Source organism: Denitrobaculum tricleocarpae, assembly GCF_007004665.1.
In the GTDB taxonomy this organism is placed as follows: domain Bacteria; phylum Pseudomonadota; class Alphaproteobacteria; order Kiloniellales; family Kiloniellaceae; genus Denitrobaculum; species Denitrobaculum tricleocarpae.
In genome coordinates this window covers 80,978-95,611 of record NZ_ML660064.1, presented here as the reverse complement: position 1 = coordinate 95,611, position 14,634 = coordinate 80,978, and the positions used below count along the sequence as shown (strand labels likewise).

The following is a 14,634-nucleotide window of genomic DNA, read 5'->3' as shown; positions in this document are numbered from 1 at the left end:
AATGGAATATCCGGCGCACCCGCCGTGTTGGTTAAGCGGAAGAGGGGTGCAAGGAACAAACAATGCCCAGCATGCGCATGCAGCTTTTAGGTGGTTTCCGTTTCGAAACCGACGACGGCCGTCCGATTGCCGTGTCGGCGAAGAAAGCGCGTGCGCTGCTCAGCTATCTCGCCTTGACACAGGGCATGCCCCAATCCCGCGACATGCTCGCTTCATTGTTCTGGGGCAACAGCGGTGACGCCCAGGCCAGGTCCAGCCTGCGTCAGGCATTGATGACGCTGCGCAAATGCCTGCCGCCGAACGACGCCGATGCGTTGCGGTCGGACAGCGAATTCGTGACTCTGAACGAGGCGGCCGTCACGGTCGATGCCCTGGAGTTTCAGCGTCTCGTTCAAGATGACACCATCGGCAATCTGACGGATGCCATCGCCCTTTATCGCGGTGATCTGCTGCAGAACCTGACCGTTACCGCGCCCGAGTTCGAGGACTGGCTCGTCAGCGAGCAACGCCGTTATTGCCAGATGGCGCTGGGGGCGATGGAGCGCCTCGGCGAGCTGCTGGAACTTGACGGTCAGATGGACCGCGCCGTCGAGGTTGCCTCCGCCCTTGTCAGTCACGACCCGCTCAATGAGGAGGGGCACCGCAGGCTCATCAGCCTGCTTGCGGATCAGGGCAAGCTGAACGATGCACTGCGCCAGTATCAGATCTGCAAGGACGTACTGCGCAAGGAATTGGACGTCGCGCCGGCAAACGAGACAGAAGCGCTTCAACGGAAGATCCTGGACCGCCGGCGCTATGGTGCGAAAGCGGACGGCACCGCAGTTGCAGAGCCTGTACAGGCTCCAAAGGCAGTGCCAGGCGAAACCGAACCATCCGGGCAGCCATCCGCTGCCCGTCCCGAGACCGCTGGAGCTTTCAAAGGTCCGGAGCGCCGGCGGCGGGCCACCGACCTGCCGCAACCCGATGCGCCGGCGGCTGAACTACGCCATGTGGCGGTGATGTTTGCCGATCTATCGAACTTTACGGCTCTGTCCGGACAGCTCTGGGCGGAAGACATGCATCGGCTGCTCAATCGCTACTTCGACGTGACCGACGAGGTCATCACACAGTTTGGCGGCACGATCGACAAACACATGGGCGACAACGTCATGGCGATCTTCGGGGCGCCGGTGGCCCACAGCGATGACTCCGAACGGGCGATGCGCGCAGCCCTGGAAATCCGTCAGCGTATCGCGGCGCTGTCCGAGGAAGTCGGTCATGAGCTGAAAGTTCATGTCGGTATGGCCAGTGGACAGGTGATTGCGAGCAAGACCGGCAGCCGCCTGCACCGTGCCTATACGGTGCTTGGGGAATCCGTCAACCTCGCGGCCCGCCTGCAGGACCTCGCCGGACCCTCCGAGATCATCGTGTCGGATAGCTTTTACCAGTCTGTCGTGCATGCGGTGGAGGGCGAGCTGATGGATGGCCTGCTGATCCACGGTATCCCGAGCGAGACCAGAGCCTGGCGACTGGTTCAACTGCGGCAGGAGCGGGACGAAAGCCAGGAGACAAGCTTTGTCGGACGGGAGGTTGAACTGGAGCAATTCGCGGGCATTGCACGCAGCTGTGTGCAGTCAGGCAAAGGGCGCGTGGTCTATCTGCGCGGCGAGGCCGGTATCGGCAAAAGCCGTTTATCGAACGAGTTGCAGAGGATTGCACGGCGGGAAGGTTATGACTGCCACATGGGACGCCTCCAGGATTTCGGTTCCGAACGTGGCCGTGGGGCCCTTAAGAACCTGGCCCTGTCCCTTCTTGACCTCCCATGGGGGGCCGAGGCCAGAGCCGTCGACGCGGCTTTCGAAGATGCTGTCGTGAAAGGCTGGCTGCCTCAGGATGCCCGCGCTTTTCTCTACGACTTCCTGGATATGCAACAGCCGGCCGAACTTGAATCGCTTCATACAACGATTGAAAATGCATCGCGCTTGAGCAGCAAAATCCAGCTCCTGTCCAGCTTGATCGAACGCCGCTGCCTGGAGCAGCCGGTCATGATTCTGGTTGATGACATCCATTGGGCAGACGACCGCACACTTACGATCCTCGCTGGCGTTGCTGCTCAGTTGCGAGACGCGCCTGTCATTCTTTTGATGACGTCGCGTGTCATCGAAGATCCTCTGGACCGCAGCTGGCGCGCAAGTGCGCAAGGCGTGCCCCTGACGACATTGGACTTGATGCCGCTGTCGAGTGACGAATGCGCGGTGCTGTCCCGCCAGTACCTGGATGTCGACGACGCCTATGCGCGGGCCTGCATCGCGCGCTCAGAGGGCAACCCCTTGTTCCTGGATCAGTTGCTGCGCGCCTACGGACATGAGACCAGAGAACTGCCCGGCTCGATCCAGTCCATTGTTCTGGCACGCCTGGACGTCCTGTCCGCCCGCGAAAAACATGCTCTGAACGTTGCTTCGGTCCTGGGACAACGCTTCGGTCTTGCCGATCTGAGAGAAGTCCTCGGCGATGCGGAATACAATTGCGCGAATCTTACGGAAATCGCGATCCTGCGTCCCGAAGGTGACAACGAATTCGCTTTTTGCCATGCGCTGATCCACGAGGCCATCTACGGTGCCATTCTGAAGTCCGAGCGCGATAAGATGCATATCGAGGCATCGAAGCTTTTCGAGGGCAAGAACGCCATTCTCTACGCCGATCATCTGGACCGGGCCGAGAGCCCGGAAGCTGCCGCCGCGATCCTGCAGGCCGCCCGTCATTCAGCCGCGAAGTATCATTTCGGCACCGCGCTTGAACTTGCGTCGCGCGGGCTGGAGCGGTCGCGCGACCGGGTGTTGAGCTATGATCTCTCGCTGCTCAGCGGATTCCTCCTGCGCGTGCCGGGCAGTGTCAGCAAGTCTGTCGAGGTTTATGAACGCGCATTGAGTTATGCCGAGAGCGATGCCGAAAAATGCCGTGCCTGGACAGGCATGGCGGAGGGCCTGCGTCTGATCAGCAAGTTTGATCAGGCCCTGGATGTGCTTGCCAAGGCCGAGGAGGCGGCACTGAACTGCGCTGACGACCGCAGCCTTGCGCGGATCTATTCCCTGACCGGTGCCGTCTACTTCCCGCTGGGCCGGTTGGACGAGTGCCTTGAGGCGCATGAGGGCGCAATTCTCGCGGCGCAGCGCAGCGGCTCGGTGCTGGATGAGGCGCGGGCACTGAGTGGACTTGGAGACGCCTATTACCAGCGCGGCTGGTTCAAAACCGCCTATGGCTACTTCGACAAGTGCATCGGTCTCTGTGAGCGGGAGAACGTCCGCGAACTGCTCTGCACGAACCTGCCTATGCGTGCGATCATTGCTTTTTATCTGCTCGATCTTGAACGGACCGAAGAAGACGCGCTGAGGGCAATTGAGATCGCCCTGCAGGTCAATAACTACCGCGCGGAGATGCTGGCGCACTTGGTCATCGGTCCGACGATGCTCTACATGGGAAACCCCGCGGGTTCCTATGAGCATGTTGAGCGTGCTTACCTGCTGGCGCAGCAGTTGGGGTCGAGCGTTTTCGAGGGGGAAAGCCTCATGCACAAGATGCAGTCGCTGGCCAGGCTGGGGCACGGCGAATCGATCGAAGAACGCTTGTTAGAGGCCTATCGCGTGGCTTCCAGCGCCCGGACCTACGGTGCCGCATGGATCCTTTCCGCGCTAGCCGTCGAGACCAAGGACGTGGCGCTCAGAAAGTGGGCGCTGATCGAGGGCGAAGTGCTGTTGCAGGAACGCTGTGTCAGCCATAACTATCTGCATTTTTACCAGCACGCCATTGACGCGGCCCTGGATGGCGGCGACTGGGATGAAGCGGATCGCTATGCCAATGCGTTGGAGGCCTATTCGAAGGGAACCGAACCTACGCCCTGGAGTGCGTTCTACGTGGCCCGGGGACGCGCACTTGCAGACTTCGGACGCGGTCTGCGCGATGGCGCTGAACTGGAAAGCCTGCGTGAACTGAGCGAGGATGCCGAGCGCGTCGGGCTGATGTCCGCAATACCCCGCCTGCAGCAGGCACTGGCCGAGGCCAACGCGCTGAGCGGCGCGACACTATAGACCCCGGCGCTCCCGGCAAGACTTGGTGCTCCCGGCAAGCCTTGGCACCCCTGGCTAAATGTAGCAGCCGTGGCGCTTGGTAGCGCAGGACCTTGGCGCCGCGGAACCCGGCATGACCGTCACACAGCGCCCGAAAGCGCAAAGGAACTTGCGGGTGCCTTTTAACCGCCGGTAACGCTCATGTGGCGGCCGACGGCAGGCTGGTTGTGTTCGCGGTCAATGATGAAGTCGTGACCCTTCGGCTTGCGCGTGATGGCTTCGCGGATGGCGGCTTCTAGGACCGCGTTATCGTCGCTCTCGCGCAGGGGAATGCGCAGATCGGCCGCGTCTTCCTGACCGAGGCACATATAGAGCATGCCTGTGCAGGTCAGCCGGACCCGGTTGCAGCTTTCGCAGAAGTTATGGGTCAGGGGCGTGATGAAGCCGATCCGTTGCCCGGTCTCAATTACGTCGACATAGCGGGCGGGACCGCCGCTGTTATGCAAGCTCTCGTTGAGCGTCCATTTCTGCTCGATGCTGGCGCGTAACTGGCTGAGCGGAAGATATTGATCGACCCGCTCGACTTCGCCGATATCGCCCATGGGCATGACTTCGATGAAGGTCAGATCGAAGCCTTCGTCGCCGCACCACGAGATCAGCTTATCAACCTCGTCGTCATTCACGCCTTTCAGCGCGACGGTGTTGATCTTGACCTTCAGCCCGGCCTTTTTGGCGGCATCGAGGCCCATCATAACCTTGTCGAACTTGCCCCAGCGGGTGATGGCGGCAAATTTGTGGGCATCCAGGGTGTCCAGGGACACGTTGATCCGGCGCACGCCCAGATCCGCCAGTTCGTCCGCGAAGCGGCTCAGTTGACTGCCGTTGGTGGTCAGCGTCAGCTCTTCCAGCTCGCCGCTTTTCAAATGCTGCGACAGCCCGCGGAACAGATGCATGATATTACGTCGGACCAGGGGCTCCCCGCCGGTCAGGCGAAGCTTCTTGACGCCGAGATGAATGAAAGTCTCGCAGAGACGTTCCAGCTCTTCCAGGCTCAGAACCTCGGATTTCGGCAGAAACGACATGTCTTCCGACATGCAGTAGGCACAGCGGAAATCGCAGCGGTCGGTGACGGAAACGCGCAGATAGTTAATCTTGCGTTGGAAGGGATCGATCAGTGGCGCCGACAAGATGAGCTCCCGTGAAATACGCTTTTCTTGCGTTTGATGTTGGCATTTTACTGAATATTCTCAAGGAGTCTATGGCTCCCGGAGGTAGAATTCCGCAGATTTTCCGCATGGTGGGAAAACGCGGGTTTTAGCCGTTTGATTGAGGAACACGTCGTAAAACCTCTATTCCTTTGCCGCCCGTTTCGATGCGGACTCGTTCGTCTACATCCCGCCAGGGTTCGATGGTGACGAGCATGTGGTGTCCCGAGGCGTGAACGACCGTTTCCTGGTCCAGAACGATGGCCACGTGGCCCGGCCAGTAGATCAGATCGCCGCGGCGCATGGGATAGTTACCGTCCTCTCCGGGGATTTCGATACCCAGCGTCTTTGCCTGCATGTACGTGTCACGCGGGCAGGCCCGGCCGCTGCGGGCGAGCGAAACCTGCACCAGTCCCGAGCAGTCGATCCCCATATTGCCTTTACCGCCCCAGAGATAGGGCATTTCCAGGAATCTCAGGGCTGTGGCCACGAAATCGGGCTCATGGGCATCGATCGTCATCAGGTGGTCGGAATAGATCCATCCGCCGGTCGAGAGCAGGCTGAAACGTTGATACTGATCATTGACCGTCACCTGCGCAGCCATGTTGAGGGTCGCAATCGGCGGGGTTTTGATATCCGGTTCCGGATAGAGAAAGCTCCGAAGAACGCTGACGCAATCGGTTGCCTCGGTGACTTCGTCACGCAGAGCGGAGGTGCGAACGTAGCCGACGTAGCCGTCGAATTCGCTCTGGAGCCACGAATAACCACCGGCTTCATCGTAAACCTGGACGGTCTCGCCGACCAGCAGCTGGCTGTCTTGGGGACTGTCCGCGCTTGGATTGCGCAGGAGCGGTGCACCGCACTGCACGACCTGTGCCTGACGTCCCATCACGAAACGCCGCGAATCTACCTTGCCTTCCAGATAGCTGGCTGCGAGGTCGTCACGGTAACAGTTCACCCGCGGGTCCAGTTTTGAATCTACGGCAACTGACATGAGGCACTTTTTTTCTTGAGCACGATCGTTCCTGACCTAAAACAGCGAAATTCGCAAACCCTTGTCTACCTGCACAATAAGGAGCCTGCGCCGCGTTTTCACTGATTTAGCTCAAACGATCAGACTCTATCCGCCTCAATATTTCGCTAATTTTACCGGTTTCTCCAATAGCTGTAATGAAAAAATCGCTCCGCTGTTCCATTGTATTTTTCTATTAAACTGGTGAGTACCGCGGGTTCTTGGCCTGTAAGAAGCTTATCTGTGATTTAACTTGTGGCTGCAGCCTTGCCTTGTGCGGGTGCGGATGTCTGTGATCTCATTGCGAAAGCCCGATCAGGCACCTATTTGTTGCACCGGACCGGGATCAAATAAAACTGGATGGAAGTAAGGTTCTGAATGAGCAGTCAATCCCCGAACGATGCGAAGGAGGCGGCCCCGGTAACACCGGCGGGCAGTCGGACTTCAGCCGGCAATGCGGCGACAGTTGGCTCCGCTGCGAGAGGGCGGGCGAAGCTCAAGGATCCGGAACTTCTCAGCGAGTTTCTGGTGCGGCCCGATCCGTCTGATCCGCGCCTGACTGAGCGGATTTCGGGGATCGACCAGGACGGCACGGCGATTGAAACGGCGGTCGTTGTGGAGCGCCCCTTGACCCTTTACCTGAATGGTCAGGAAATCGTCACCATGATGACGATTAACGACTATCCGGACTATCTGGCGGTCGGTTATCTGCTGAATCAGAACATGCTGCGCCCGGACGATGTGATCACGGATATCGATTACGACGAGGAGCTGGAACTGGTCGTGGTCCGCACCGAGCGGGAAACCGACTACGAGGAAAAGCTCAAAAAGAAGACCCGGACTTCCGGCTGCGCGCAGGGCACGGTCTTTGGTGACCTGATGGAGAAATTCGAGGACATCGAGCTTTCGACCGACGCTCTCTTAAAAACGTCATGGCTCAACAGCCTGAACCGCAAGATTAATTCCGCGCCCAGCCTCTATCTTGAGGCCGGCGCTATTCACGGCTGCGCCCTCTGTGTCAAAGACCGTCCCTTGCTCTACATGGAGGACGTGGGCCGGCATAACGCCGTCGATAAGATCGCGGGCTACATGTTTCTGAAGAATATCGCGCCGGAGGATAAGATCTTCTACACCACAGGCCGCCTGACGTCGGAGATGGTCATCAAGACCGTGCAGATGGGAATACCGATTCTGGTCTCGCGTTCGGGCTTCACGGCCTGGGGTGTGGACCTGGCGCGCCAGGCCGGTCTCACTCTCATCGGCCGCTCCAAAGGCAAGCGCTTCCTGGCGCTCTCGGGTCTGGACCGGATCGAGCACGACTTCGATGCCTCGGCCGCCGGTGAAGAGGATAAACGCCATCAGCGCAAGTCGAGCCGCAGCCATGACGAGTCCTGAGACCTTGAAGCAGAATGTTCCCGCCGTTGCCGGAGTCATCCTCGCGGGCGGTCAATCACGCCGCATGGGGGGTGGCGATAAATGCCTGAGGCCGCTCGGCGGCAGGCCTATTCTGGCGCAGATCATTGAGCGGGCCGCTCCTCAGGTCGGCCCTTTGGTTCTGAATGCGAATGGCGATCCCGCACGCTTTGCGGACTACAAGTTGCCCGTCGCGGCGGACGTGATCGAGGGTTTCGCGGGTCCGCTGGCGGGAATCCTCACCGGTATGGATTGGGTTGCCGCTCACGCCCCGAAGGCGGAGTGGATGGCGAGCTTTGCCAGCGATGCGCCCTTTTTTCCGAGGGATATGGTCCCGGTGATGCTTGCGGCCGCCGAAAGGGCGGGGGCCAATCTTGTCTGCGCCGAATCAAACGGGCGCAGCCATCCGGTTTTCGGGCTCTGGTCGATGGCGCTGCGCGAAGATCTGCGTCAGGCCGTGGTGGAAGAGAGTCTGCGCAAGGTGGATCTCTGGACGGCGCGGCACAAGCTCGTTTCCGTCGGCTTCGAGCCAGTGGAAACCGGAGCCGGCGCGCTTGATCCTTTTTTTAACACCAATCGACCCGATGATTTGCTGGAGGCGGAGACTTTTGCAGCGGCGGCACTTTAAACGCCGCTGTCGTCCCCTGACGGAGTAACCCGGCAGATCACGCGACCTGGTAAACGAAAAAAATCACACGCAAATGCGGTTCGCCAATGGTGTAGGCACGCACCGCCTCACTCTGCTCAACCAGTTTCCACTTGCCGGCGTCTGCCAGGCTATCCTGCTTCTCTTTGAATCCTCGCTCCCAATAGATGTCATCGCGGACACTGAAGATCATGTGGCCGCCCGGCCGGGTGATCCGGAGCAACTCGTCGAAGCTCGACGCCGGCGCATGGCCTTCGGTAAAGACGCCTGTTGAAATCACGCCGTCGAATTGCCGGTCGTCAAAGGCCAGCGCGCTGCCGAGCTTCATTTGTATCAGGTCACGATAGGCTTCCGTCTTAGCTGCCTGATCGAGCATTTCCCGGGAGAGATCGATGCCGGTCAGATTGCGGTAGCCAAGCACGGCCAGACTCTCGCCACCGAGGCCCGTACCCGCACCGGCGTCCAGAATTTCAGCCTCTGTCGAAGGGATGTGCCGGGCCACGAACCCCGTGAGCAGGAAGGGCAGGCGGTAACCGCTGCCGGCGGTGTCTGCGTCGTAACTGACGGACCACTTGTCGTATTCGGTTTCCAGTGCGGCTTCGTCACCGGTCTCGTAAATGCTTGCAAGCGGGTTGTCGGACTCTTTTCCGGTCATCAGCGCCACCTTTCATCGAGGTTTTAGCTTACCAAGAGTGGTATCTCACGGAACAGAGAACAGGTCCAATTCCATGAATTGCATCACATCGCGGAGTTCCGGCGGACAATCGTAATAGGGTTCGATCTGCCGGAATCCAAGGGCGGCATAGAGAGCCTGCGCCTCGTGATGCCGAATGCCGGTATCCAGGCGCAGGGTGCGATATCCCAACGCTCTGGCTTCCGAAATAAGGCCTCGGCAGAGGGCCCGGGCGATGCCGTGCCCGCGGCAGTCGTGATCAACGAACAGCCGCTTCATCTCGCAGACCCCGGGCTCAAGCCTCTGCAGCATGACGCAGCCCGCCGGCTGGCCGTCCAGACATGCCAAGAGAATAAATCCCACAGGGCGCGCATGCAGGCGGTGAAGGCGTTCCATGAGGCCTTCCCAGCGCGCAGGGGCGTAAAAGGGGTCATTTTCCCAATCGTGCTCGGGGTAGCGCGTGCAGAGCCAGGCCCGAAAATCCCGGCAGAGTCCGATCACCGCATCGAGATCGGTTGGGGAATCCGCATTGCGCAGCTCGACCTCCGGACGCGCCGCCGAACGGCTTTCAGATGTGCGACTGCTCACCATTTTTCCAGACTAGACCACCCAAGGCCGGGGTTCGAGCCTGAAGGCCGACGGGCCCGGTGTTTTGCACCTGGGAGAGAGCTATGCACGGCTGAATTTATTTTTGACTTGTTCGCTTTAAAATTAAAGATTAACGCCTTGTTAACTAACGAAAATACGGAATTGCGCCATTTCGTCTCGAGCTATGCAGGCGCCGCAATACTGCAATGCACCATTGCATGCGAATTCATCTTGAAAACGCAATAGAAAAGAAAGAAATAGGCTTCAGTGTGCAACTGCGAAAACGCAGTTTTTTATGGAGTAGAAACAATGACTGAGACTTTTGGCCTGCGCGGCCTGATCAACGCCTACATCATCGACCCGCTGTGGCGTCTGCAGAAGCGCAACGAACTGCGTCGTGACATGGAAGCTATGGACTCCCGTGCCCTGAACGACATCGGCATTTCGCGTGCGGATATCTCCCGGATCGTCAACGAAGCCTATCCCGCCGGTGCAACGCGCACTGGTCGCCGGGTTTCTGTTTCCGGTGCCCACGCTGCATAACTGCAGCCCGGCTTTGGAACGGTGGCGCCAGTTGGGCGCGCCGTTCGGTGGCAGGAGGATATGATTATGTTCGGTTCTGATGATTCTGGGGGTGTCGTGACCCGCACCGGCCTCGGCTATGTTGCCGCACTGGTGATCGTGGGTTTGCTCGTCACCGCATTTGCCTGATGGTGGATGGCAATCGACGTAGGTCGAGGCATCTGCCAAACAGGCTCTCGCCTGATGGTGAGACAAGACGAAAGCCCGCACAGCGCGGGGACTTCGGAAGAAACCGGCACTGGATCTGATCCGTGCCGGTTTTTTGATTCTTTACCCGGCGACGTTCTGTTGCTTCGGGAGTGTCTCGTATAGGGCCTTGTCCTCGGCCGCTTCGCCCCGGACCCATTCCATAAAAGCTTTGATCTTCGGCTGCCTGGCGTTCTGCGGCGGGTAGACGGCATAGTGATGAAACGCCGTCGGCATATCCAGGTTGCCGGGGAAGGGCTTGACCAGCCGTCCCGCCGCGAGATCCGCGATCACGAAGGCCCGCGCGGCCACGACGATACCCAGGCCGCTGATCGCCGCGCTGACGGCCATATCGTCCATGGAGAAGCGGATGCCCCGTGTCGTATCCACGCCTGTCACACCGGCATATTCAAGCCATCTCGGCCAGGTCGGCGCAGATTCGCTCTCCATGACCCAATCGACGTGCAGCAAGGCCTGTTCGCCCAGATCCTGCGGTTTGCTCAGTCTATTGGGCGGTGCGACAAGCGCCGGGCTGCAGACCGGAAAGGCCACGTCCTCGATCAGCAGTTCGCTGGTAAGCTTCCCATATTCGCCTTTGCCATAGCGCAAGGCGACATCCACGGTCCCCCGGCTGAAATCGGTCAACTGGTTCGAGGCGTCGATCCTGACTTCGATGTCAGGATGTGACTGCTGGAAGTGCTCCAGCCGGGGCAGCAGCCATCGCATGCCGAACGAGGGGCTCACACTCACCGTCAGGATTCCAGGATCATGATGCGCCTGCAGGCTGCGCATGCCCTCGTGGAGGCTGTCGAAGCCGTTGCGGATGGCGGGCAGGGCGGCGCGGGCCGCTTCGCTCAAGGCAAGGGCGCGCGTGGTCCGGATGAAAAGCTGGACCCCCAGCGTGGCTTCCAGTTGTTTGATCTGCTGGCTGACAGCAGCCGGGGTGACGTTCAACTCCTCGGCTGCCTGACGAAAGCTGAGATGGCGCGCGGCCGCTTCGAAGGCACGGAGGCTATTCAGGGGTGGAAGCTTATATTTCATGCGCTTTATTGATTAGAAAAACTAATTAATACAGAAGAAGATCTCGTTTGTCCATCGCCGCCAGGCGACACATCTCTAGATCCTGTTTGAGAGAATCTAGAGGTCTATGCGCCATTTGGTGTGAGCCTCTCTTCACGAGACCTGGAGAAAGCAGATGCTGGATAATGTCATTGGTAAGGTGAGCTACATAGTCCGCGATGCGGCGCGTCCGGTTATTCATATCGGTGAGGCGGGTGACAAGCCGGAGCGGTCCGCTGATTACGTTGCGCAATCCGTGCCCATCTTTAATGCCCGTGAACTGGAGGAGACCCCCTCCCTGAGCGCCGAGGGTTTTGCCTTGCTCCATCACCCGACCGGTGTAAAGGACTTCAGCGACAGTCATGAGGTCGAGAGCCGATACTACGATGAGGTCGTCGATCTGGTGAAGTCCGAGACCGGCGCCTCCTTGGTGATTCCTTTCGATCATACGACTCGGGTCGATGCGCCGGAGGACGGAGTCCGTGGCCCCGCCCGGCACGTGCACAACGACTACACGCCAAAGTCCATCGCACAGCGAAGCATCGATCTGCTCGGCGAAGCGAAGGCGGCAAAAGCGCTGGAGGGCCGCGTCGCGCAAGTCAACGTCTGGCGGCCCCTGGAGAACCCAGTGAAGACGTCACCTTTGGCCCTGATCGATGCCCGTACCCTGGCACCGGAAGATCTGGTTGCCACCGATCTCATCTTTCCGGACCGGGTTGGGGAGATCTACAGCGTCGCCTACAATCCGGAGCATCGCTGGCTGCATTTCCCGGAGATGACACCGGAGGAAGTCCTGCTGATCAAAGGTTACGATTCGGCTGGTTACGATTCGGGAGGCGAGGGGACAGCCCGCTTTAGTCCGCATACGGCCTTCGAATTGCCGCGCGCGGCCGGCTTCGTGCCGCCCCGCAAGTCGATCGAAATCCGAACCATGGCGTTCTTCGATCTGGACGTTTAACGGGAATCATAAGCCGGGGGCACATGACAAAGGACCAGACACTCTACACAGGCGGCTGTCTCTGCGGGGCGGTCAACTACGAAATCACCGGTCCCTTGCGGCCGGTGGTTGCCTGTCACTGCAATCAATGCCGGAAAACCTCCGGGCACTACGTGGCAGCGACCCAGGGGCGTTGGGATCGCTTGCATTTGAAACGCGAAGACGGGCTTGCCTGGTTCCGTTCGTCCGAGACTGCGAGCCGAGGGTTCTGCAGGGACTGTGGCAGCAGCCTGTTCTGGCGGCGGCATGGCGATGAACTCTTTTCCATCATGGCGGGCACGCTTGATTCACCCACGGGCCTCAGCGTGGCTTGTCATATTTATGCGGATACCAAGGGCGACTACTACCAGATAGCGGATGACGTTCCGGTCGCCGGGCAAGACGACTTGGAGGCCTTGAGGCCTTAGGTGCCGCCGGATCATTCTCCTTGAACTGGCGGCACCCCGACTCTGTTGGGCTTTGCAGCGATTAATTCGTGCCCTCTGCAATTTCATGGGCCCGGATCATCGCCAGGAGCTCGTCTTTCAGCTGAATGCGCTGTTTCTTCAGATCTTCCATGGCGAAATCGCCACGGGCCTCGATTTCCTGCTCAATACGGCGGATTTCCCGATCGACTTCGTGATATTCGTCGAAGAGTTTCGCAAAATGGGCGTTCGAGATTTTCAGCGCATGGATGGCGTCTTCGTGCTCCGGAAGGTCGTGCCTCAGGTCGTGGTGTTCTCCGTACATATCATCTCGCTTTGCCGTGTGATTATTGTAAAGAAGTGTAGTGGATGGAGAGATGCGGGCTTTGATGTGGCTCAACTTCGGAGAGTGGCACCCGGATGCTTCCGAAGAAAAAGGCCGGTTCAGCATTTCCCGTAAGAAAATGCCAAACCGGCCTCGTTTCTGCGAGGACTGAACCGGCTTGCGTTATCCCGCGAGGGATTTCCCGGTCGAACCCAGATCGTCAAAAGCCTGCTTCAGGCGTTCGACAACGCTGACCTCGCCTTTGCGGAGCCACTCGCGTGGGTCGTACTGTTTTTTATAGGGCTTATCGCTCTCAGGATCGATCTGGTACTTGAAGGCCCGCTCGTTCTCTTCGACGTACTTGCCGACGGCTTCAGCGAAGGCGAACTGCGTGTCGGTGTCTATGTTCATCTTGAAGACGCCGTAGCCGACAGCCTCGGTGATCTTGGCTTTCTCGGAGCCCGAGCCGCCGTGGAATACGAAGTCGAAGTGCTTGTCGGCGCCACCCAGCGTTTTCTGTGCGAGCTCCTGGGAGTGAGCCAGGATTTCGGGACGAAGGACCACATTGCCCGGCTTGTAGACACCGTGAACGTTGCCGAAGGCAGCCGCGACCGAGAAATGGCCGATCGGCGAGAGCAACTCGTGCGCCCGCATGACCTCTTCCGGCTGGGTGTAAAGCTTGCTGTTGTCGATCTGATCGACGTCCTGGCCGACGCCGTCTTCCTCGCCGCCGGTGACACCCAGCTCGATTTCCAGGCTCATGTCGATCGGCGCCAGGCGCTTCAGGATACGTGCGCATTCCGCAAGGTTTTCCTCGATCGGCTCCTCGGAGAGGTCCAGCATATGGGAGGAGAAGAGGGGACGGCCGGTTCGGGCGTGCTCCTCTTCACTGGCTGCGATCATGCCCTCGACCCAGGGGATCAGCTTGCGGTTCGCGTGGTCCGTATGCAGAACCACGCAGACGCCGTAAGCCTTGGCGACCGTGTGGACGTGGCGGGCGGCGGAGATCGCCCCCAGAACCTTGGCCTGCTCGCTGTCCTTGATGCCTTTGCCGGCGAAGAACTGCGCGCCGCCGCCGGAAAGCTGGATGATGACATCCGAGCCGGCCGCCGCCGCGGCTTCCAGGACGGCGTTGCAGCCATGCGTATTGACGACGTTGACCGCAGGCAGCGCGTAACCGCCGTCCTTGCATGCCTTGACCAGGGCCAAATAGTCGGATCCGGTGACCACACCCGCTTCCAGGCCGGTCGTTTTCGTTGAAGGTACAGCTGACATCTCAACCCCATATTCTCGTGGCGGAACCGTTAGGCCGACTGCATTCGGGCGGGCTCACGGCTGGCCGACAGATATTGATTCAGTATGTTTGGGCACAGTCTTGCCGGGCAGGACTGCGCGATGGCCGGAATTTATCTGACCAGGCGCTCCAACGCACGCGATTCTCGCAGCGTCGCGCGTTAAATATGACCGAGATTACACTTCACCGCCGAAGACCCCGATAAAT

General features: G+C 59.5%; 13 protein-coding genes. 6 read left to right on the top strand and 7 right to left on the bottom strand.

Annotated elements, in window-relative coordinates; translation table 11 throughout:
* The first annotated feature begins 62 nt into the window (after positions 1-62).
* Entirely contained in the window at positions 63-4,064 is a 4,002-nt protein-coding gene (locus tag FKG95_RS26565) for a BTAD domain-containing putative transcriptional regulator (protein ID WP_142899488.1), read from the top strand.
* Positions 4,065-4,225: 161 nt separating this feature from the next.
* On the opposite strand, the gene moaA is transcribed toward FKG95_RS26565, so the two are convergent.
* On the bottom strand, positions 4,226-5,230 hold the full coding sequence (gene moaA / locus FKG95_RS26560) for a GTP 3',8-cyclase MoaA (RefSeq protein ID WP_246116912.1): 1,005 nt from the start codon (positions 5,228-5,230) through the stop codon (positions 4,226-4,228).
* Positions 5,231-5,357: 127 nt separating this feature from the next.
* A complete protein-coding gene (locus tag FKG95_RS26555) occupies positions 5,358-6,242 on the bottom strand; it encodes a C40 family peptidase (protein WP_142899486.1) in 885 nt (294 codons plus the stop codon).
* Between the two features lie 396 nt (positions 6,243-6,638).
* On the opposite strand from FKG95_RS26555, the gene fdhD reads away from it, so the two are divergent.
* Positions 6,639-7,655: a formate dehydrogenase accessory sulfurtransferase FdhD gene (gene fdhD, locus FKG95_RS26550; protein ID WP_142899485.1), complete on the top strand. Its 1,017-nt coding sequence runs from the start codon at positions 6,639-6,641 to the stop codon at positions 7,653-7,655.
* Positions 7,642-8,301 carry a molybdenum cofactor guanylyltransferase MobA gene (gene mobA / locus FKG95_RS26545; protein ID WP_142899484.1) on the top strand — a complete coding sequence of 220 codons (660 nt, stop codon included), beginning with the start codon at positions 7,642-7,644 and terminating at the stop codon, positions 8,299-8,301. The genes fdhD and mobA overlap by 14 nt, the downstream gene beginning before the upstream one ends.
* A gap of 37 nt (positions 8,302-8,338) precedes the next feature.
* Here the strand turns inward: mobA and FKG95_RS26540 are convergent, their stop codons facing one another.
* On the bottom strand, positions 8,339-8,974 hold the full coding sequence (locus FKG95_RS26540; protein WP_142899483.1) for a class I SAM-dependent DNA methyltransferase: 636 nt from the start codon (positions 8,972-8,974) through the stop codon (positions 8,339-8,341).
* Positions 8,975-9,019: 45 nt separating this feature from the next.
* Positions 9,020-9,583, bottom strand: coding sequence for a GNAT family N-acetyltransferase (locus FKG95_RS26535; RefSeq protein ID WP_142899482.1), 564 nt, complete (start codon positions 9,581-9,583; stop codon positions 9,020-9,022).
* A 306-nt stretch (positions 9,584-9,889) separates the two neighbouring features.
* On the opposite strand from FKG95_RS26535, the gene FKG95_RS26530 reads away from it, so the two are divergent.
* On the top strand, positions 9,890-10,123 hold the full coding sequence (locus tag FKG95_RS26530; protein ID WP_142899481.1) for a YjiS-like domain-containing protein: 234 nt from the start codon (positions 9,890-9,892) through the stop codon (positions 10,121-10,123).
* 309 nt (positions 10,124-10,432) lie between these two features.
* On the opposite strand, the gene gcvA is transcribed toward FKG95_RS26530, so the two are convergent.
* A complete protein-coding gene (gene gcvA / locus FKG95_RS26525; RefSeq protein ID WP_142899480.1) occupies positions 10,433-11,389 on the bottom strand; it encodes a transcriptional regulator GcvA in 957 nt (318 codons plus the stop codon).
* A gap of 154 nt (positions 11,390-11,543) precedes the next feature.
* Here gcvA and FKG95_RS26520 point away from each other — a divergent pair, with 154 nt between their 5' ends.
* Together FKG95_RS26520 and FKG95_RS26515 are read left to right on the top strand one after the other, a co-directional pair.
* Positions 11,544-12,365 carry a CmcJ/NvfI family oxidoreductase gene (locus tag FKG95_RS26520; RefSeq protein ID WP_142899479.1) on the top strand — a complete coding sequence of 274 codons (822 nt, stop codon included), beginning with the start codon at positions 11,544-11,546 and terminating at the stop codon, positions 12,363-12,365.
* Positions 12,366-12,388: 23 nt separating this feature from the next.
* Complete coding sequence (locus FKG95_RS26515; RefSeq protein ID WP_142899478.1) at positions 12,389-12,811, top strand: GFA family protein; 423 nt, start codon at positions 12,389-12,391, stop codon at positions 12,809-12,811.
* 61 nt (positions 12,812-12,872) lie between these two features.
* Here the strand turns inward: FKG95_RS26515 and FKG95_RS26510 are convergent, their stop codons facing one another.
* Positions 12,873-13,133, bottom strand: a complete 261-nt coding sequence (locus FKG95_RS26510; RefSeq protein WP_142899477.1) for an HP1242/YdcH family protein — start codon at positions 13,131-13,133, stop codon at positions 12,873-12,875.
* Between the two features lie 183 nt (positions 13,134-13,316).
* On the bottom strand, positions 13,317-14,408 hold the full coding sequence (fbaA, locus tag FKG95_RS26505; protein ID WP_142899476.1) for a class II fructose-bisphosphate aldolase: 1,092 nt from the start codon (positions 14,406-14,408) through the stop codon (positions 13,317-13,319).
* Between the last annotated feature and the right edge of the window lie 226 nt (positions 14,409-14,634).

What these genes read in the sequence shown, in the direction of transcription:
- FKG95_RS26565 (WP_142899488.1), top strand. Translation starts at nt 63, where the DNA reads ATGCCCAGCATGCGCATGCAGCTTTTAGGTGGTTTCCGTTTCGAAACC.
- FKG95_RS26555 (WP_142899486.1), bottom strand. Translation starts at nt 6,242, where the DNA reads ATGTCAGTTGCCGTAGATTCAAAACTGGACCCGCGGGTGAACTGTTAC.
- fdhD (WP_142899485.1), top strand. Translation starts at nt 6,639, where the DNA reads ATGAGCAGTCAATCCCCGAACGATGCGAAGGAGGCGGCCCCGGTAACA.
- mobA (WP_142899484.1), top strand. Translation starts at nt 7,642, where the DNA reads ATGACGAGTCCTGAGACCTTGAAGCAGAATGTTCCCGCCGTTGCCGGA.
- FKG95_RS26540 (WP_142899483.1), bottom strand. Translation starts at nt 8,974, where the DNA reads ATGACCGGAAAAGAGTCCGACAACCCGCTTGCAAGCATTTACGAGACC.
- FKG95_RS26535 (WP_142899482.1), bottom strand. Translation starts at nt 9,583, where the DNA reads ATGGTGAGCAGTCGCACATCTGAAAGCCGTTCGGCGGCGCGTCCGGAG.
- FKG95_RS26530 (WP_142899481.1), top strand. Translation starts at nt 9,890, where the DNA reads ATGACTGAGACTTTTGGCCTGCGCGGCCTGATCAACGCCTACATCATC.
- gcvA (WP_142899480.1), bottom strand. Translation starts at nt 11,389, where the DNA reads ATGAAATATAAGCTTCCACCCCTGAATAGCCTCCGTGCCTTCGAAGCG.
- FKG95_RS26520 (WP_142899479.1), top strand. Translation starts at nt 11,544, where the DNA reads ATGCTGGATAATGTCATTGGTAAGGTGAGCTACATAGTCCGCGATGCG.
- FKG95_RS26515 (WP_142899478.1), top strand. Translation starts at nt 12,389, where the DNA reads ATGACAAAGGACCAGACACTCTACACAGGCGGCTGTCTCTGCGGGGCG.
- FKG95_RS26510 (WP_142899477.1), bottom strand. Translation starts at nt 13,133, where the DNA reads ATGTACGGAGAACACCACGACCTGAGGCACGACCTTCCGGAGCACGAA.
- fbaA (WP_142899476.1), bottom strand. Translation starts at nt 14,408, where the DNA reads ATGTCAGCTGTACCTTCAACGAAAACGACCGGCCTGGAAGCGGGTGTG.